The following is an 18,582-nucleotide window of genomic DNA, read 5'->3' as shown; positions in this document are numbered from 1 at the left end:
CCTTTAGCGTAGAGCGCAATGATCTGGTCCTCGATGCCCGTTACGTTCGATTGATGCTTCCGAACAACGACTGGATCGAACTCGCCCAGACGGTCTCTAGGGACTGCAATCTCCTGCTCGCCGTACTCGCTCATGATCTTCTTCTTGCTTTTCCCGTTACGGCTGTTGCTCGTCTGCTTGTTCTGCATGTCATGCTTCTCGTAGCCAAGATGGGTGTCCATCTCGGCCTCAAGCATCTCCTGCAGCGTTTCTGCAAACAAGTCCTTCAAGGCATTCTGTGCGTCCTGAGCGGTAACCAGATTATTCTCCTTGATAAACGATCTGAGCTGCTCCTTTGACCATAATCCCATGTGTGCTCCCAACCTTTCTAGTAATTCCATTTTAGTAGGTTTGAGAGTTTACACAAAGTATTTTACAGACTCTAGAAGGGAGGACAAGCTGAACTGACTTATTTATCCTACGCCGCCGTTATTGAATTTTGTTCAATAACTCGCACCTTCTCCTCTCCCGTCACCCTCCGTTATTGAACTTTGTTCAATAACTCGCACCATCTCTTCTCCCATCACCCTCCGTTATTGAATATTGTTCAATAACTCGGCCCATCACCTCTCCTATCACCCTCCGTTATTGAACTTTGTTCAATAACTCGCACCATCTCCTCTCCCATCACCCTCCGTTATTGAATATTGTTCAATAACTCGCACCATCTCCTCTCCCATCACCTTCCGTTATTGAATATTGTTCAATAACTCGCACCTTCTCTTCTCCCATCACCCTCCGTTATTGAATATTGTTCAATAACTCGACCCATCTCTTCTCCCATCACCCTCCGTTATTGAACTTTGTTCAATAACTCGCACCTTCTCCTCTCCCATCACCCTCCGTTATTGAATATTGTTCAATAACTCGACCCATCTCCTCTCCCATCACCCTCCGTTATTGAACTTTGTTTAATAACTCGCACCTTCTCCTCTCCCATCACCCTCCGTTATTGAACTTTGTTCAATAACTCGGCCCATCTCATCACCCATTACCTTCCACTATCCTCATCTATCCAAGAACAAATCGCGTCCACTCTGGGAGATGATAAATTCAAAGCACCTTCTATCCCCGCCGCCTTTGGTTAGCAGATGTCCCTTCTCAAGCAAACTATTTACCGCTCTCCTGCTCGACTTGTATCCCAACTGCAACAGCTCCTGTACCTCCTGCAACCCGAACGCTCCCAATCGCATGACCGCGAACCGCAGAACCTCGCGCTCATAGGCCGGCAGGCTAAGCAACCTCGAAGAAGACAAACTCCCCATGCTGCCCAGCAGCTCGTAGACATCCCGGCGGCAGGCTTCGGCTCTCTTATCCATCTCGTCCCAACTGAATGGATAGAAGACAAACCGACGGTTGCCGATGGTTCGGATTCTCACCCGTTCAAAGCTAAACCTTTCACGCGTTAGCTTTTCCTCGTGAGCGATATAACCTTCGGCTTCAAATCCGATGCCAAGCGGCACGTAGAATGCATCCACATACATTCGAACACCGCTATTGCTGACCATCTCATGCTCCAGAATCAAACCGTCCAACGACTTCAGCACCGGCAGCAAAATGGAAGATAGCAATTTCTTGGTTCCCGTTAAATCTTTGTTCAGCAGCTCCAGCCTCTGCCCCGTCGCTCCTCGCTTCTGCTCTTCAATAAACGCCTCAACTAACTTCTCGTTCGTCATTGAATCCGCCCCCATTCTCAATCATGAACATAATAGAAAAGCCGTTTATCCCCGATGGGGGATAAACGGCATGTGCTTCATGCATCAAACTTGCTCATTCGAGATGTGCTTCATGCGAGAAACTCGCTAACTCAATTATTCATACGCACTGTTCGATTGGCGGCTAGCCCTTTGACCGGTGAACTCCCAGGCTGATAGAGATGGGTTACTTGGAGCAAGGAGCACCTTCGAGCGTTCTCCGGAGCTGCTAGGCACTTCTCGCTTCTTCCGACGGTTAATGATTGATTACTTGGCGCAATGAGCAACTTCGAACTAACTTTGAAACAGCGAACTGCCTGCCACCTGGGAACTTCTATAAATTACCATACCACTCACCTATTGTCGAGTTGTGAGTTGTGGGGAGTCTTCAGCCTGCAAATCTGCGTCGGTTTGCGCAGCATTTTCGTTTTTGCTGGGTACCCATCCGTTTGCGTAGTCATCGACTTGCGCGGAAGGTTTTTAACGCAGCCGCCGCGACGGCTTCGAAGAATAAGCAGCATTAAAGAAAAGCCCCCGACAAGAGACATCTCTCACCGGGGGCTTCGCCTAATTATTCATCCCTTACTGAACCTTAATCGCGTTGTAGAACTTATCCTGCATCGACTTGGCTGCGACGTCGAGCTGCTTCTTCGAGTCGGTGCCCTTCTTCGTGAAGGACTCCTGGATGACCGTCGTCATCGTGCCGTAGTAGTCTTGCGTGCTGTATTGAGCTTCCGGCTTGCCGTCGAGCAGAGCGTTCGATTCGTCGGCGTACTTGTAGACGTTGTCGTACTTCGCGAGGATCGCTTGAACCTTCTTGCCGTACTCGGAATCGGCTTTGTAGTAGTCCAGGTGAGCCGGCACGAAGTATTGGCCCTTCGCCTTGAAGTCTTGGATGTTCTTCTCGAGCGACGTCAGGTAGCTGTCGGAGAAGTAGTCGAACGTGATATAGTCGAAGGCCGCTTTCTGCTCGGCAGGGGAAGCGTTCGGGTTGATGACGAGGTAGTCGCCGCCGAGAACCCCGGTGTGCTTGCCGCCGGCTTGGGCCGCAGGCATCGGATAAACGAGAATGTCTTCCGGCTTGAAGCCGGCTTGCAGAGCTTGCTGCAGCGGGCCTTCTGCGCCTGCGATGACCATGGCGGAGCGGCCTTGGGCGAAGGCTCCGGTAGCGGCGCCCCAGTCAAGCGCCCAGTCTTGCGGAATCGCATTGGCTTCCCAACGGAGCTTCTTGTAGAAGTCCAGCGCCTTGGCGCCGGCGTCGGAATTGAACGCAGCCGTTACCTTGCCGTCCGCGACCGTTTGGATATCGCCGCCCGCTTCGAACAGGAAGTTGGTCCAGTTCCAGCCGGCTTCGTTGCCCTTGCCCATCGGAGCGATACCCGCGATGCCCTTCTTCGGATCGGCTACCGCCTTGGCCGTGTTCAGCATGTCGTCCCAAGTCCAGTCGTACGACGGTACCGGAACTCCCTTATCGTCCAGCATCTTCTTGTTTACGATCGTCGTCGTCACATAGCCCTTCTGGGTTACGCCGTAAACCTTGCCGTCCAGGTTGAACTGGCTTTGCAGAACCGGGTTGATCTGATCCTTGTACTCGTAGTTGTTCCACAGGTCGGTGATGTCAGCCGCCCATCCCTTCTCCACGAGCATCTTCGCTTCCGTCGCGAAGGTGTTGAAGAAGGTCGGAGCTTCGTTGGCCGCCATCTTGATGCCGATCTCGTTGACGTTGTACTGCCAGTCGTCCGGAACGACCGTGACGTTCGGATACTTCTCGGTGAAGCGCTTGATCTTGTCGTCTTCCAGGGCGCGGAGCTCGGTCTTGTCGGCCGTCGGGTAGTAGATCTTGATCGTAACCTTCTCTGCCGGAGCTTCGCTGGAAGGAGAAGCCGATTCCTGCGAAGCGGAAGGAGACGGGCTCTCCGAAGCCGCGCTTGGAGAAGAACTGGCGGACGGGCTGGACTCCCCATTGTTGTTGTTGCTGCCGCACGCGGTAGCTACGGCACTGACCATTGCGAGACTTAACAGAAGCGTGGACCATTTTTTCTTCTGCATGGATATTCCCCTTATCCGTATGGAATTTTGTGGTACGCACTCATCATAATGGAGGCGGTTTCCGGAGGCGATGTGTATTTTTATTCCGATCATGTGCAACTCTACGAATCCGCAATCCCTTGCTATCCTTTGACTCCTCCCAAATGAAGCCCTCTCAGGATGAACTTCTGGAACAGCAGGAAGACAACGATCGGAGGCAGAGCCACCATGGATAAAATGGCGAATTTGACGTTTTGCTTAAGTCCCGTCGCTTGGATGACCTTCTTGTAAATAGCCGTGGCGAGCGGGTATTTCGGATCTCCGTGCATGACGAGCGAAGGCCAGAACCAATCGTTCCAAGTCGCCGAGAAGAGGAAAATGGCGAGCGTCGAAATGATCGGGATGGACAGGGGAAGCGCGATGCGGGAGAAGCCGTACCAGTTCGAAGCTCCGTCGATGCGCGATGCCTCGAAGATCTCGTCGCTGATATCGTCGAAGAAGCTTTTGAGCAGCAGCAGGTTGAACGCCGAAGCCCCCGCGGGCAACCAGAATGCCCAATAAGTATTAAGCAGGTGCAGGTCCTTGAGATTGACGAAGTTCGGAACGATATACGTAGAAGGCGGAATGAACAGCGTCATCAGGAAGAAGAAGTAGATCAGCTTCCGATGCGGGATCTTAAGCTTCGACAAGGTAAACGCCGCCAATCCGAGCACCAATACCGTAACGAGCAGGTTGCCCGCGAAGAGAATCAGCGTATTCCTCAGGAACAGCGGAAGGTCCATGTAGTGCCAGCCTTCCTTGTAATTGCCCCATTCGAGCCCGGAGGGCAGGAACTTCGGCGGGAAGGAGTTAACCTCGATGACGGTCTTCAGCGAGTTCGTGAACGTGACGCCGATCGGATACAGCATCGTGAACACCATGAACAGAATGACGATCGACATGAGGATCATGACGGCGATGGTCGACGGCCTGCGATAATCGTGGGAAGACAGGATTCCCCTCTCGGTAGCTTTCAAGATTAGTTCCCCTCCCGATTCGTCATCCGGAATTGCACGACGGCGAGTCCGCCCAGCACCAGGAACATCAGAACGCCCAGGGCGGAGGCTACCCCGTAGTCCAGCCGGGTGAAGGCGTACTTCACGATCTTCAGGCCGTAGGTCATCGTCGCGTTAAGCGGTCCGCCGTCCAGCATGGCGAGCTGCGACTGATAGCCTTGAGAGGTGCCGATCAATTGAAGGATGAGCATCAGCATGATCAAGCCCTTGATCGAAGGAAGCGTAATATGGCGTACCCTTGCCCAGATTCCCGCTCCGTCGATCTCGGCGGCTTCGTACCAATCCTTCGGAATGCTCAGCACCGCCGCCAGGTAGATCAGCATCGCCGAGCCGAACTGCTGCCAGGTCTCCATGATGACGAGCGAGATCATCGACCAACGGGTATCCGTCATGAACAGAATCTGGTCGGCCCCGAGCTTGCCCAGGAAGGCGTTGATCGGTCCTACCGGATCGTAGATCCAGCGCCACAGTCCGTAGAGAACGACGACCGGGATCACGTTCGGCAAGTAAGCCGCCACCCGGAAGAGCCCCTGGAACCGCCTGATCTCGGAGATCGCGATCGCGAACAGAACCGGGACCCAGAAGCCGATAAGAAGACACAATAGCATATAGTACAGCGTATTCTTGACGGCGACCCCGATCTCGGGGTCGTGGAAGACCGTCCTGTAGTTGTCCAAGCCGACGAACGTATCGCCTTTTACGAAGTCGATGTGATAGAAGCTGAAAATAACCCCTTTGATAATCGGCACCCAGAGGAACAGGATGAACAATACGGCTGCGGGAACGAGAAACAAATACCCCGAGATATTTTTCCTGTAAGGAGCGAACCTTTTCCTCTTGGCGTTCTTTGTCGACTGGACGTCAATGGCCGCAGTCTGATCCATGGCACTCCCTCATTCCTTTTTCTATAGGTCTATTTGTATTGTAGAAAAAGGCCCGCCGAGGGAAAATGTGCAATTCTATGAGGATCGTGCTCAATCTTACTTCTTCCAATCGCTCGGGCTGATGCCGTAGTATTTCTTGAAGATCTTGCTGAAGTGCTCCGGGGACTCGTATCCGACGCGGTCCGCGATCTCGTAGCGGCGCAGGTCCGTCGTCTCCAGCAGGCGCTTGCTCTCTTCCATGCGCAGCCGAATGACGTATTCCCACAGGTTGGCGTTCATGTATTTTTTGAAAAGATAGCTGAGGTAGTTGGGGCTGACATGGTTGTGATGAGCGACCTCGTTGAGCGTGATCCCCTTCTTCATGTAGTTCTCGTCGATATATTTCTTCGCCTGCTCGACGATCCCGTTGCTCTGCGCGAGCCCTTCCTCCTCGGTCGAGCTGTCTTCCCGGCTGCCCCACTTGTAATCGCCGTAGTAGAACACATGGTGATCCGGATGCTCTTCCCTCCAGCGCAACGCCCTCGCGGCCTGCAGGCCGAGGGTCGGAATGAACGCGATCTCCTTCAGGATCTGGCTGATCCCGACGAACACTTGGCGCTGCAAATACTTCTCGATGTGAAAATGGAGGCTGCGGCCGATGTACTCCAACTGGTCGATCTTGTTCATGTTCGATTCGTTGTAAGCCTGCTCGCTCCACTCGATCAGCAGGCACAGCTCGTCGGCTCCGGAGTAGAACGCCTGGTGCTGCCACTCCTGGCTCATCAGCTCGTTCACGATGTTCAGGGCCGCGTAACGAAGCAGCCCCCAATCCTTAACTCCCACTCCGCCAAGCTCCAGCTTGATGCGGAAGACGGCGAAGTACGGGCCGGCGATCGAGACGCCGAACCCGCTCCGCAGCTCTTCGGCAAGCCGGTTGGCCTCTTGCGGCTCCCCTCTTACAAGCCGATTGAGCCACTCGCCCTTTCGCTCGTTCGGCAGTTCCATCTGGAAGTTTGCCCGCAGGTTCGACAGCAGCTCGTCGCTCTGCTTCTCCGGTTTCTCCATCTGCAGAAGGACGTTGCGAACCGTATCGAGGAACTGCTCGTTGTTGAGCGGCTTGATAAGATAATCCTTGGCGCCGAGCCTCATCGCCGTCTGGGCGTATTGGAACGTCTCATGGGCGGAGATGACGATCGTCTCTACCCAAGGCTTCATGATCTTCGCCTGATGCATCAGTTCGATGCCGTTCATCGTTCCCATCTGAATGTCGGTGACGATCAGATCGACGTCCTCCATCCGCAGATAGTCGAGCGCCTCCTGTCCGTTGCCCGCCGTGAGAATGGTTCCTATATTTAAGCCGGAGGATTGAAGCAGGCTGCTCAGTCCCCGGCAAATCAGCGGCTCGTCGTCCACCAGCAGAATCGTGTACATGAACGGATTCCTCCTTTGTTGATCCATGCGGTCAGTCTTGCCGCACATACGGAAGCGAGATCGTTGCCGTCGTCCCTCCGCCCGGAGTCTCGGAATACGAGATCCCATACTCGGAACCGTAGTGCAGTTGGATTCTCTCGAAAACATTATGAATGCCGTAGCCCGTCGTGGATTCCGTTCGCGATTCCCGGATGATTCGGTTCAGCCAATCGTAATCGACCTTCTGGTAGCCGTTGTCGATGACTTCGATAAGGACACGATCCCCTTCTTGCCTTGCGTTCACTTGAAGGAGCCCGTCTTCCCCCATGTTGCGGACGCCGTGCAGGATCGCATTCTCGATCAGCGGCTGGATCGTGATCTTCGGGATGAGCGAGCCCGCGATGGCCGGATCCACGTTCCACCCCACGCGGAACTCGTACTCGTACCGCTTCGATTGCAGATTCGTATAGGCCATCGCATGCTCGACCTCTTCCTGAATCGTAATCAGCTCCCGTCCGCGGCTAAGGCTGATCCTCATCAGCTTGGACAGCTCCTTGATCATTTCCGCCGAGTCGGAATTGCCCTCCAGGGTGCTTTTCCAATAGATGCTCTCCAGCGTGTTGTATAGAAGATGCGGATTGATCTGCTGATACAGAAGCCTCAGTTGCGCTTCCTTCTGCTTGATATCCATCACATATTGTTCCTCGATCAAGGTATTGAGGCGATGAGCGAGACTGTGAACCGAATGAATCAGCACCCCGACCTCGTCGTTCCTCTCCTCTCTCTCTTGCACCGGCACTTTTTTCCCCGGCTCATAGCTCCTCACGAACCCGGCCAGCCGCTGCAGCGGCGTCAGCAAGGAACGCCAGAAATAAGCCATGACGACGATCGCGAACAGCGAATAAGCAATCGAGATCCACTGGATCGCCCTCTTCACTTCGCTCTGCTGCTTCAGCAGCGCCGACGTAGAGATGCGGTAAACGAGCTTCTGGTTAATCTCCGAGCTGGAATGCACGACATAGATAAAGCCTTCCTCGATCGCGTCGACGATGCCTTCGCTGTCCGGCGTCGCCCCCAGCTGGGCCGGAAGCGTCAGCGTCTCGCCAAGCGGGATGCCCGTCGTGGACGCGAGCACGATGTTATTCGAGTCGGTCAAGAAGAGCTCTCCGTTATCCGGAAGCGAGACCGTCCGAAGGGATTGCTCGATTCTCTTGTCCATGTTCGTCGCGACGAGCACGCCGACGATGGCCCTTCCGCTCGTGACGCTGTTCACCGCCCGGATGTAAGCGAGCGTCTTCTTGTCCGAGCCGCTTCCGATTCCGTCGATGATTTTGAGATAGCCTCTGCCTCTGCGGGAGATGGCCTCGTCCGCCCAGGACGGCTTCGACATGTCCGAATAGAAGAACACGCCGCCGCTCTTGTACTTGGAGCTCGACACCGGGGCGAAGTTGTATTGGTTCAGAGGATCGTAAACAAACAGATAATAATAGTTGGCGATGCCGCCGCTGATCCCCATCGTGAACGTCGAGATCAGCTTATCCGTCGTCTCGTACAGCTTCACGCGCGTCAGCTCATCCTCCTGGCTGGCTTGCATCTGCTGCACCTGCGGGTTCTGGATGATCGTCGTCATCACCCGGTGTACGGTATCGATATCCCGATTGATGAGCAGATGGTTCTGCTTGTTCAGCTCGGCATACGCGTTCGTGACGTGGCGCTTCAGAATCTGCTCCGTCTTCACGTTCGCGTACCAGTTCAGAATAAAGACCGGACTCACGAGGATAACGAACAGCAGGATAAGCTGCTGCTTGACCTTCATTCTCGTCAGCGGATTATGGAAGTGACGCTTGGACACACCGGCTCCTCCTACTCTGCTAAAGCCCTATTAGTATAAAGCGAATTCTCGCAAGGGTAAGCGTTGTCATAACGAATCGTAAGAATACTCCCCATCTCCGTGGAATCGCACACGGGAGAAAGGAAGAGTAGTTGCGCCGATTCCCTGTAAAACTCGGATCCCATCTTGTTGGAGACTGCTCGGCGGGAGATTCCTCATTCCTTGCTCGCGCACTCAATGCATAGGCAGGCCTTCATCCGGAGTTCGGGCGGGATTCGGCGCAGCGCTTCTTCCGAGAAAACCGCCTTGTTGCACCAGCAGGTCTCCGGCGGCCTCCCCGCCGTCACCGCGCAGCCGTTCGCCCTCCCGCAGGAGGGACATACGGACGGATCGAAGGTCGATTCGACCGGAGTCGGGTCTAAGGAGGTCTCGACCGGATTCGGCTTGTTCGAGGTCTCCTCCTGATTCGAGTCGAAGGAGGTCTTAATCGAATTCGAATCGCCGCTGATCGTAGGATTGCTCTTAGGGCTGCTCATCGTTCTTGCTCCCTCATTTCTCGTTCGCTCACGCGTGTAGACGCTTCTGAGCCCATCGTACTTGCTGCCGGGCGAATTGGCAATATGCGCCTCTCTTCGACCGAGAGGGTGCCGCGAGCGGTTGTGCGGATCCCCGCGCTCGCTCGCCCCCCTTCCCGCGGCGGAGTTATTCGCTTTTGTTCAATAACTCCTCGCTCGCACCCCTTCCCGCGGCGGAGTTATTCGCTTTTGTTCAATAACTCCTCGATCGTACCTCTTCCCGCTGCGGAGTTATTGGCTTTTGTTTAATAACTCCACGCTCGCACCCCTTCCCGCAGCGGAGTTATTCGCTTTTGTTCAACAACTCCACGCTCGTACCCCTTCCCGTGGCGGAGTTATTCGCTTTTGTTCTATAACTCCCGGCTCGCACCCCTTCCCGCGCCGGAGTTATTCGCTTTTGTTCAATAACTCCTCGCTCGCATCCCTTTCCGTGACGGAGTTATTGGCTTTTGTTCAATAACTCCTCGCTCGCACCCCTTCCCGCGGCGGAGTTATTCGCTTTTGTTCAACAACTCCACGCTCGGAATTGCCGATACTTTGTTTCACGCGCCGCACAAGCAAAAAACAGCCCTGGATGGCCGATTCGGCCATCCAGGGCTGTTTCTTGCAGTTACTTCCGATCCGCGAACTTATTTCCCCGCGCGCTCGGCGAACCAGTCGTAGCTGAAGCCGACTTGCTCGGGCTTATGGCTGTCGGAGCCGTAAACCAATTCAATGCCGTTCTCGCGGCATGCTTGCATAAACCACTCCGGCACGTACGCTTCCTCGCACGTCGCCACCCGGAACCCCGCCACGTTCACGTCCACCCCGATGCCGGAAGCTTTCAGCTTCGGCAGCAGGCCTTCCAGCCGGCGGCGAACGAGGTCCGGGTCCATCTCCGGCAGCTCCTTATGGAACTTGCGAATGAGGTTCACATGGCCGATCCGCTTGCGCATCGGCAGCTGCGCCGCCCATTCGATCTCCATCTCCACGTGGTTGAAGTACTCTTCCACCACTTTGTCGATCGAGCCGTAATAGCCGAGGAAGGCATCCCTGAAGTCATCCGCCGTATAGTCGATACAGCGCATCGCTCCGCCGCGGCTCGGAAGATAATGCACCGAGACGACCGCGTCTTCCATCTGCTTCGCCCAATTGTCGATAATGCGATCGGAGAAGTCCGTCCGTTTAAAGAGATAGTCCATCTCCAGCCCGACAGCCACTTCGATACGCCCTTCGTAGCTCGCTTTTACATCCTTCATGTAGGCAAAATAATCCGCAAGCTCGCCGGCCGGCATCGCCAGCTCCAGCATCAGCTGCGGATTGTCCACCAGCTTGTCCGGCAGCGGCGGATGCTCGGTCACGCTGTATCGCTCGAAGCCGAGCTCGATCGCCCGCTCCAGGTATTCCTTCTGCTCGGCCGGATTGCCGTGATAACAGAACTTGCTGTGCGTATGGCCGTCCCACTTCAACAAGACTCTCATCCTCCCGGGATTTGTTTTCCTCTATGAATGCGAATGAGATCATTGTAACATCCGCGAAGACGGCCGGTGAAGCGAATTCTCCGAACCCGGAAGGCGTACGACGGATCTCCCGGGTTCTTTGCTCTTATCCTGGTCGCCCCGCCGACGCGCCGTTGCCCGCCTTGACTTGCTCGGTCAGCTTGCGCCCCGTCGGCGTCTGGGCCAGCCCTCCGAGAGCTGTCTCGCGATGCTCCATCGGCATCTTCGTGCCGATCTCGAGCATCACGCCGATGACCTCGTCGGAGGGAATGACGCTGCGCACGCCGGCCAGCGCCATGTCGGCCGCCGCGAGCGCATTCACCGCGCCCAGCCCGTTGCGCACGATGCAAGGAACCTCGACCAGCCCCGCGACCGGGTCGCAGATCAGGCCGAGCGTGTTCTTGAGCGCCAATCCGACCGCGTGCACCGCCTGCTCCGGCGTTCCTCCGCGCAGCTCGACGAGCGCGCCGGCGGCCATTCCGATCGCGGAGCCGACCTCCGCCTGGCAGCCGCCTTCGGCTCCGGAGATAAAGGAATTGTTCGCGATGACGTAGCCGATCGCTCCCGCTGCGAACAGCCCGGCCGTCAGCTTCTCGTCCTCCCAGCCGAATCGCTCCTGGGAGCTGACGAACACGCCGGGAAGGATGCCGCAGGACCCCGCCGTCGGCGTCGCCACGATGCGCCCCATCGAAGCGTTAACCTCGGAGACCGAGAGCGCGTACGCCATCGCCTTGCCCGCCCAATCGCCGACGGACGGCTCCATCGACGACGCATACTCGTTCACCCTGCGCCCATCGCCGCCGGTCAAGCCGCTGCTGGAGCGCGTATCGCCCTCCAGCCCTTTGCGAACCGCTTCCTTCATGACCCCGTAATAGCCGGCCATCTGCCGAACGATGTCCTCCTCCGGCTGGCCGGTCTCCTTCGCCTGCTCGGCGATCATGAGCTCGGAGATCGTCAGCGATTCCCGCTTGCATATCTCCGCTATGTCGTTAAGAGTGCGGAATCGCATCGAATCAGCTCCTAATCCAGATGAATAATTACAATTTTCTGACAAGTTATATGACGCCGGGTTTTGAGGCCGGATATCGGGCCGGGTTTCGGGGCCGAATTAGCCGTATTGCCGATTACCATCGGCCGTTAGCGATCCAAAGCCCGCTCAAGTGACGTCAATCACCGACACCGACTTGATATGAGGCAGCCCGCGCAGCGCGCTCAGCAGCTCGTCGTCCGGCCGCCGATCGCTCTCGACCACCGTCATCGCATCTCCGCTTCTCTCTTTTCGAGATACGTTCATAAACCCTATATTAAGGCCCGCTCCGCTTACCGTTGCCGTGATGGACGCCAGCACGCCGACCCGATCCTCATGCGAGATCGCGATCGTCGGATAGTACCCCGAGCAGCCCGTATCGAAGCCGTTCAGCGAATAGATCTCGATATTGCCGCCGCCGATGGACGCCCCTTGAACGGAAGCTTCCCGTCCTCCCGCTCGCGCCGTAATCTCCGCGAAGTTCGGATGCGGCATGACGCCCGTACCCGGCTTGATGGAGAACCGAAGCCCGCGCTTCCGCGCCTCTTCGAAAGCCTCGGGAATTCTCTCGTCATCCGTATCGAAGTCCAGCAATCCTCCGACCAACGCGAGGTCGGTACCGTGTCCGGAATACGTCTCGGCAAAAGAACCGTAGAGCGTAATCTCCGCCTCTTCCGGCTGGCAGCCCAGCAACTGCCGGGCAACGCGTCCGATTCGAACCGCTCCCGCCGTGTGGGAGCTGGACGGGCCGACCATCACCGGTCCGATAATAGAGAAGACGTGTTTAAACCGCATTCCCGATTCCCCCTAATTCCGATGGCCCAAGCTTATCGCGGCGAAAGAGAAGAGGCGCGGAGCGGATTCTCGCCGGGACCATGAACGCCCATGAACGCTTCCGTTCGATGATCCGCCCCCGATCCAATCCGAGCCTCCCGATCCCGCCTCCTTTTCCGCCGTGCCGCCTTACTTCGATGCGATAAATTCCGCGTACTTGTCGGAGCTGAGCAGGCCGGCCAGCGCTTCAGCTGCGTCGCCTTGGACTTCCACTTCGACGATCCAGCCTTCGCCGTACGGATCCTCGTTTACCTTCTCCGGGGAGTCCACCAGCAGCTCGTTCACTTTAACGACCGTGCCGCTGACCGGGCTGAACAGGTCGGATACGGTCTTGACCGATTCGATCGTGCCCATCGTCTCGTTCGCTTCAAGCGCCGCGCCCACTTCCGGCAGCTCGACGAATACGATGTCTCCAAGCTGGTGCTGCGCGAAATCCGTGATGCCGATGCGAACGACGGAAGATCCTTGCGCCCCCGCCCACTCGTGCTCTTCCGTATAACCCAATCCCGCTTTTACTTCGCTCATCTTGTCAGCATCCTCCCAAATCTAATCCATTCTAACCATCATTATATGCAAAAAGGGACAGTGAACCGGCATTCGCCGTGTTCTCTGTCCCGGGTACCTGAGAGTTTAAAACGATCGTTCAGACCGTTGTTACCCCTTTGGTGGCTGTTCGCTCTCTCCAGAGTCGCGTCGGATAGCGGTACTTTTACCTGAGAGATTAATCGTCGGCCGGCCGGCCTCGGACTTGCTCCTTCGGTGCCTCCGGAGCCTAACGCCCCAGCGGTCTCTCCCTACTATCGTCATCCGCTTTATTCGATTGATGCAACGTGCTTAGATTAATTCAGAAACACGGGCAGTGTCAAGATACCTGACAAAAAATAAAAAATCGCGCATTTTGTCATTGACACTCCCTCCCGGTCTCGTGTAAGAATAGACTATGATAAATGAATACGTGCGGATGATGGCAACGGGAGAGACCGCCCATGATGGTGTTGGAGGCGGCGCCGAAGGAGTAACCCTCGGGAAGAGGCGAATCTCTCAGGCAAAAGGACCTTTGTCGGACGCGACTCTGGAGAGCATTCCGTCTTGCATTCGATCATCGGGCGGAATCACCCACGGGGAAACTTATTGCCAAGCGGGAATAAGGTAACTCTCAGGTACAAAGGACAGAGCTGGAAGAGAACGCAGCATCGGCTTCGGCCGAAGGAGGCGTTTGCTTTTGGCAACTGTCCTTTTTTGCGTGCGCACATTGCTGCATAATAACCCGATCGATATCCCGAGGAGGCAGTCGCAAGAATGACCGAACTCAAGAGAACCCCTCTCTACCCTCTCTATGCCGAGCTACCCGGCGTCCGCTGCATCGACTTCGGCGGCTGGGAGCTTCCCGTCCAATTCTCCGGCATTCAGAAAGAACATGATGCGGTGCGCCGCCAGGCCGGACTGTTCGACGTCTCCCACATGGGAGAGTTTCTGGTGACAGGCAAATTCGCGGAGAACTTCCTGCAGCAAGTCACGACCAACGACGTTGCCAAGCTCGCGGACGGCCAAGCGCAATACACGCTGATGTGCTACCCGGACGGCGGAGTCGTGGACGATCTGCTCGTCTATCGGATCTCGGCGGACCATTATATGGTCGTCGTGAACGCGTCCAACATAGATAAGGACTTCGACTGGATGCAACAGCATTTGAGCGGTGACGTGTCGTTGGAAAATGTCTCCGACAGCTATGCCTTGCTCGCGCTGCAAGGCCCGGAAGCGGCTGCCATCCTGAAGGCGGCGGGAGCGGAATCCGACGTGCTGGAGCTGCCTTCGTTCCACTTCAAGAAGGATACCGTCCTGGCGGGCGTTCCTTCGATCATCTCCCGGACGGGGTATACCGGCGAGGACGGCTTCGAGATCTATGTCGCGTCCGAGCAAGCCGGCGCCGTCTGGAACGCGCTGCTCGCTGCCGGCGAACCGTTCGGCCTGATTCCCGCCGGACTCGGCGCGCGCGACACGCTTCGCTTCGAAGCCCGTCTCCCGCTCTACGGCCAAGAACTGTCGAGCACGATCTCCCCTCTGGAAGCCGGAGTCGGATTCTTCGTCAAGCTGGGCAAGGAAGACTTCATCGGCAAGGAAGCGTTGGTCAAGCAGAAGGAAGAAGGCTTGACGCGCAAGCTGGTCGGCATCGAGATGATCGACCGCGGCATCCCGCGTTCCCATTATCCGGTCTATGCCGGCGCCGTCCAGATCGGCGAAGTGACGACGGGAACCCAATCCCCGACGCTGAAGCGCAATCTGGGGCTCGCCCTCCTCCAATCGGATTACTCCGCTCTCGGCACCGAAGTGGAAGTCGAGATTCGCGGCAAACGGCTCAAAGCCGAGGTTATCAAGTCCCCATTCTACAGAAGACTTCCTAAGGAGTGATCCACCGACATGCCTAATCTCCATCGCTACATTCCGATGACCGAGCAAGACCAGGCCGACATGCTGGCCACGATCGGCGTCTCCTCCACGGAGGACCTGTTCCGCGACATTCCGGAAGCCATTCGTTATAAGGGCACGATGCCGATGTCCTCGGCGCTCGACGAATTCTCCTTGCTGGAGCACATGAAGGAGCTGGCCGGACGCAACGCCGACACCGACCGCTACAAGAGCTTCCTCGGCGCCGGCATCTACGATCATCACCTTCCGGTCGTCATCAACCATATGATCTCCCGTTCCGAGTTCTATACCGCCTACACTCCGTATCAGCCGGAGATCAGCCAGGGCGAGCTGCAGGCGATCTTCGAGTTCCAGTCCTACATCTGCGAGCTCACCGGCATGAAGGTCGCCAACGCGAGCATGTACGACGGCGTGACGGCGCTCTCCGAAGCAGGCGCCCTCGCGGCGGGAGCGACGCGGCGCAAGCAGCTGGTCGTCTCCCGCGCCGTTCATCCGGAAGCGCGCGAAGCGCTCCTGACGATGGCTCACGGACTCAACCTGGAGATCGTGGAAGTCGGCTGCGCGAACGGCTCGACGGACCTGGACGCTCTGCGCGCCGCCGTCTCAACCGACACGGCCGCCGTGCTCGTGCAATCGCCGAACTTCTTCGGCGCGGTCGAGGACCTCGCCGCCATCGAGCCGATCATCCACGGCGTGAAGGGCCTGTTCGTCGTCAGCGCCAACCCGATGGCGCTCGGCCTGCTGGAGACGCCGGGCAAGCTCGGCGCCGACATCTGCGTCGGCGATGCGCAGCCGCTCGGCATCTCGCAATCGCTCGGCGGACCGACCTGCGGCTTCTTCGCCGTCGCCGAGCCGCTCATGCGCCGCATGCCGGGCCGGATCGTCGGCCAGACCACCGACATCGACGGCAAGCGCGGCTTCGTGCTGACGCTGCAAGCCCGCGAGCAGCATATCCGCCGCGAGAAAGCGACGTCGAACATCTGCTCCAACCAAGCGCTGCTCGCTCTCTGCGCTTCGATCTATCTCTCGACGATGGGCAAGCAAGGCTTGATCGACGCCTCGAGCCTGAACCTGCAGAAGGCGCACTATGCAGCCGGCGAGCTGAAGAAGCAAGGCTTCGAGCTTCCATTCGGAGCTCCGTTCTTCAACGAGTTCGTCGTGAAGCTGCCGGAAGGCGTCTCCGTCAAGGAGACGAACCTGAAGCTGCTCGAAGCCGGCTACCTTGGCGGCTACGACCTGGGCGTCGCTTATCCGGAGCTTGCCGGCCATATGCTGATCGCCGTGACCGAGAAACGTACGCGCAGCGAAATCGACAGCTTCGTTAGCAGATTGGGGGAAGTGGTAGCATGACCACGATGAACGAGAGCACGACGGTTACCGAAGAAACCACGACTTTGGGCGGATTTAAGAATATCTCCGTCAAGCCGGAGAAATCCCTGATTTTCGAACTGAGCAAGCCGGGCCGCGTCGCCTACTCGCTGCCTCCTCTCGATGTTCCGGAGGTACCGGCATCCAAGCTGATTCCGGCTTCCATGCTGCGCGAGACGCCTGCCCAACTGCCGGAAGTGTATGAGGTCGACGTGATCCGCCACTACACGGAGCTGTCCCGCCGCAACTTCGGCGTCGACAACGGCTTCTACCCGCTCGGTTCCTGTACGATGAAGTACAACCCGAAGATCAACGAAGACACCGCTCGCTTCGCCGGCTTCGCGAAGATCCATCCGTACCAGCCGGAAGAGAGCATCCAAGGCGCGCTCGAGCTGCTCTACACCCTGCAGAACGACCTCGCCGCTCTGACCGGCATGGATCAAGTGACTTTGCAGCCGGCAGCAGGCGCCCATGGCGAATGGACCGGCCTGATGATGATCCGCGCGTACCACGAGAGCCGCGGCGAGACACGGACGAAGGTGATCGTGCCGGACTCCTCGCACGGAACGAACCCGGCGAGCGCGACCGTCGCCGGCTTCGAGACGATCACGATCAAGTCCAACGACCGCGGCTTGGTCGACCTGGACGCGCTTCGCGCAGCCGTCGGCAGCGACACCGCGGCGCTCATGCTCACGAACCCGAGCACGCTCGGCCTGTTCGAGGAGCAGATCGTCGAGATCGCCGAGATCGTGCACGAAGCAGGCGGCCTGCTCTACTATGACGGAGCGAACTCCAACGCCATCATGGGCATTACCCGCCCGGGCGACATGGGCTTCGACGTCGTTCACCTTAACCTGCACAAGACGATGAGCACGCCTCACGGCGGCGGCGGCCCAGGCGCGGGCCCGGTCGGCGTCAAAGCCAAGCTGATCCCGTTCCTGCCGAAGCCGATCGTCGCCCGCCGCGAAGACGGCACGTACTACTTCGACTACGACCGCCCGCAATCGATCGGCCGCGTGAAGGCGTACTACGGCAACTTCGGCATTCTCGTTCGCGCGTACACCTACATCCGTACCTATGGTCCGGAAGGACTCCGCCACGTCTCGGAATGCGCGGTCCTGAACGCCAACTACATGATGGCTCGCCTCGCTCCGCACTACGAGATCCCGTATCCGGGCGTGTGCAAGCACGAGTTCGTCATGTCCGGCCGCGGGCTGAAGCAATACGGCGTTCGCACGCTCGACGTCGCCAAGCGATTGCTCGACTTCGGGTATCACCCGCCGACCATCTACTTCCCGCTTAACGTGGAGGAGTGCATCATGATCGAGCCGACCGAGACGGAGAGCAAGGAGACGCTCGACGGCTTCATCGATACGATGATCCAGATCGCCGAAGAAGCCCGCACGAATCCGGAGATCGTCTTGAACGCTCCGTACGACACCGTCGTGCGCCGCCTCGACGAGACGACCGCCGCCCGCAAGCCGGTTCTTAACTGCGCTTGCAGCTAAAACGCCTTGGGGCGTCCCAGATCTTATTGACCGATTGGGACGCCCCTTTTTCTTGTGCGATATAAGCAAGCACCTTCCGATGGAACTAGCCGCACCTGTGAATGGATATGAAATATCAAGCTTATTCATCGAATGCCCGGCGATTTCGACGATTGTATTCGATATTTCAGATATAAATCGCTCGAACCCCCATAAAACAGGAGAATGGATATGAAAAATCATATCCATTCTCCTGTTTTTGGATTACCTCGCAAAATGAATTCGAAAAATCGAGTATATTCACTCTTACAGATGCAGATTTCGGCGCTTCCGCTCGGCTACGGGGCGGAGTTAGTCTCCTGTGAGACTAACTTGGCGTTTTTGCTCATCTTTGGTGCAGAGTTAGTCTCCGATGAGACCAACCCAACGATTCTGCTCGGCTACGTTGCGGAGTTAGTCTCCTGTG

Annotated in this window: 15 protein-coding genes and 4 riboswitches; of the genes, 3 read left to right on the top strand and 12 right to left on the bottom strand. The window is 57.0% G+C overall.

Annotation, left to right across the window (positions count from 1 at the left end):
* From ELR57_RS19805 to gcvH, 12 genes are all read right to left on the bottom strand, one after another.
* A partial coding sequence (locus tag ELR57_RS19805) for a transposase (protein WP_192896599.1) occupies nucleotides 1–350 on the bottom strand: 350 nt, incomplete at its 3' end.
* 696 nt (nucleotides 351–1,046) lie between these two features.
* Nucleotides 1,047–1,715 carry a hypothetical protein gene (locus ELR57_RS19800; RefSeq protein WP_126960808.1) on the bottom strand — a complete coding sequence of 223 codons (669 nt, stop codon included), beginning with the start codon at nucleotides 1,713–1,715 and terminating at the stop codon, nucleotides 1,047–1,049.
* Nucleotides 1,716–2,315: 600 nt separating this feature from the next.
* On the bottom strand, nucleotides 2,316–3,782 hold the full coding sequence (locus ELR57_RS19795) for an ABC transporter substrate-binding protein (RefSeq protein ID WP_126960807.1): 1,467 nt from the start codon (nucleotides 3,780–3,782) through the stop codon (nucleotides 2,316–2,318).
* Nucleotides 3,783–3,904: 122 nt separating this feature from the next.
* Entirely contained in the window at nucleotides 3,905–4,777 is an 873-nt protein-coding gene (locus ELR57_RS19790; protein WP_238162614.1) for a carbohydrate ABC transporter permease, read from the bottom strand.
* A 2-nt stretch (nucleotides 4,778–4,779) separates the two neighbouring features.
* Nucleotides 4,780–5,700 (bottom strand): carbohydrate ABC transporter permease, encoded by a 921-nt coding sequence (locus ELR57_RS19785; protein WP_126960806.1) that lies wholly within the window; start codon nucleotides 5,698–5,700, stop codon nucleotides 4,780–4,782.
* A 96-nt stretch (nucleotides 5,701–5,796) separates the two neighbouring features.
* Entirely contained in the window at nucleotides 5,797–7,110 is a 1,314-nt protein-coding gene (locus tag ELR57_RS19780) for a response regulator (RefSeq protein ID WP_126960805.1), read from the bottom strand.
* 31 nt (nucleotides 7,111–7,141) lie between these two features.
* On the bottom strand, nucleotides 7,142–8,941 hold the full coding sequence (locus ELR57_RS19775; protein ID WP_370452311.1) for a cache domain-containing sensor histidine kinase: 1,800 nt from the start codon (nucleotides 8,939–8,941) through the stop codon (nucleotides 7,142–7,144).
* 194 nt (nucleotides 8,942–9,135) lie between these two features.
* Nucleotides 9,136–9,456, bottom strand: coding sequence for a cysteine-rich CWC family protein (locus ELR57_RS19770; protein ID WP_126960804.1), 321 nt, complete (start codon nucleotides 9,454–9,456; stop codon nucleotides 9,136–9,138).
* A gap of 668 nt (nucleotides 9,457–10,124) precedes the next feature.
* Nucleotides 10,125–10,946, bottom strand: a complete 822-nt coding sequence (gene hisJ, locus ELR57_RS19765; protein WP_370452310.1) for a histidinol-phosphatase HisJ — start codon at nucleotides 10,944–10,946, stop codon at nucleotides 10,125–10,127.
* A 133-nt stretch (nucleotides 10,947–11,079) separates the two neighbouring features.
* A complete protein-coding gene (sdaAA, locus tag ELR57_RS19760) occupies nucleotides 11,080–11,982 on the bottom strand; it encodes an L-serine ammonia-lyase, iron-sulfur-dependent, subunit alpha (RefSeq protein ID WP_126960802.1) in 903 nt (300 codons plus the stop codon).
* A 147-nt stretch (nucleotides 11,983–12,129) separates the two neighbouring features.
* Nucleotides 12,130–12,795, bottom strand: coding sequence for an L-serine ammonia-lyase, iron-sulfur-dependent subunit beta (sdaAB, locus tag ELR57_RS19755; RefSeq protein ID WP_126960801.1), 666 nt, complete (start codon nucleotides 12,793–12,795; stop codon nucleotides 12,130–12,132).
* A 168-nt stretch (nucleotides 12,796–12,963) separates the two neighbouring features.
* Nucleotides 12,964–13,359 carry a glycine cleavage system protein GcvH gene (gcvH, locus tag ELR57_RS19750; protein WP_126960800.1) on the bottom strand — a complete coding sequence of 132 codons (396 nt, stop codon included), beginning with the start codon at nucleotides 13,357–13,359 and terminating at the stop codon, nucleotides 12,964–12,966.
* A gap of 82 nt (nucleotides 13,360–13,441) precedes the next feature.
* A riboswitch (glycine riboswitch) is annotated at nucleotides 13,442–13,522 on the bottom strand.
* Nucleotides 13,523–13,526: 4 nt separating this feature from the next.
* A riboswitch (glycine riboswitch) is annotated at nucleotides 13,527–13,640 on the bottom strand.
* Between the two features lie 155 nt (nucleotides 13,641–13,795).
* Nucleotides 13,796–13,901: riboswitch (glycine riboswitch) on the top strand.
* Nucleotides 13,902–14,017, top strand: a riboswitch (glycine riboswitch).
* A 116-nt stretch (nucleotides 14,018–14,133) separates the two neighbouring features.
* On the opposite strand from gcvH, the gene gcvT reads away from it, so the two are divergent.
* Genes gcvT through gcvPB form a run of 3 tightly spaced genes read left to right on the top strand, consistent with a single transcriptional unit; the run spans nucleotide 14,134 to nucleotide 18,137 of the window.
* Complete coding sequence (gene gcvT / locus ELR57_RS19745; protein ID WP_126960799.1) at nucleotides 14,134–15,243, top strand: glycine cleavage system aminomethyltransferase GcvT; 1,110 nt, start codon at nucleotides 14,134–14,136, stop codon at nucleotides 15,241–15,243.
* A 9-nt stretch (nucleotides 15,244–15,252) separates the two neighbouring features.
* Nucleotides 15,253–16,611, top strand: coding sequence for an aminomethyl-transferring glycine dehydrogenase subunit GcvPA (gene gcvPA / locus ELR57_RS19740; protein ID WP_126960798.1), 1,359 nt, complete (start codon nucleotides 15,253–15,255; stop codon nucleotides 16,609–16,611).
* Complete coding sequence (gcvPB, locus tag ELR57_RS19735) at nucleotides 16,608–18,137, top strand: aminomethyl-transferring glycine dehydrogenase subunit GcvPB (protein WP_238162613.1); 1,530 nt, start codon at nucleotides 16,608–16,610, stop codon at nucleotides 18,135–18,137. Before gcvPA ends, gcvPB begins: the two co-directional genes overlap by 4 nt.
* The last annotated feature ends 445 nt before the right edge of the window (nucleotides 18,138–18,582 follow it).

This window comes from Cohnella sp. AR92, from assembly GCF_003990975.1.
In the GTDB taxonomy this organism is placed as follows: domain Bacteria; phylum Bacillota; class Bacilli; order Paenibacillales; family Paenibacillaceae; genus Cohnella.
This window is presented reverse-complemented; position numbering and strand designations above follow the sequence as displayed.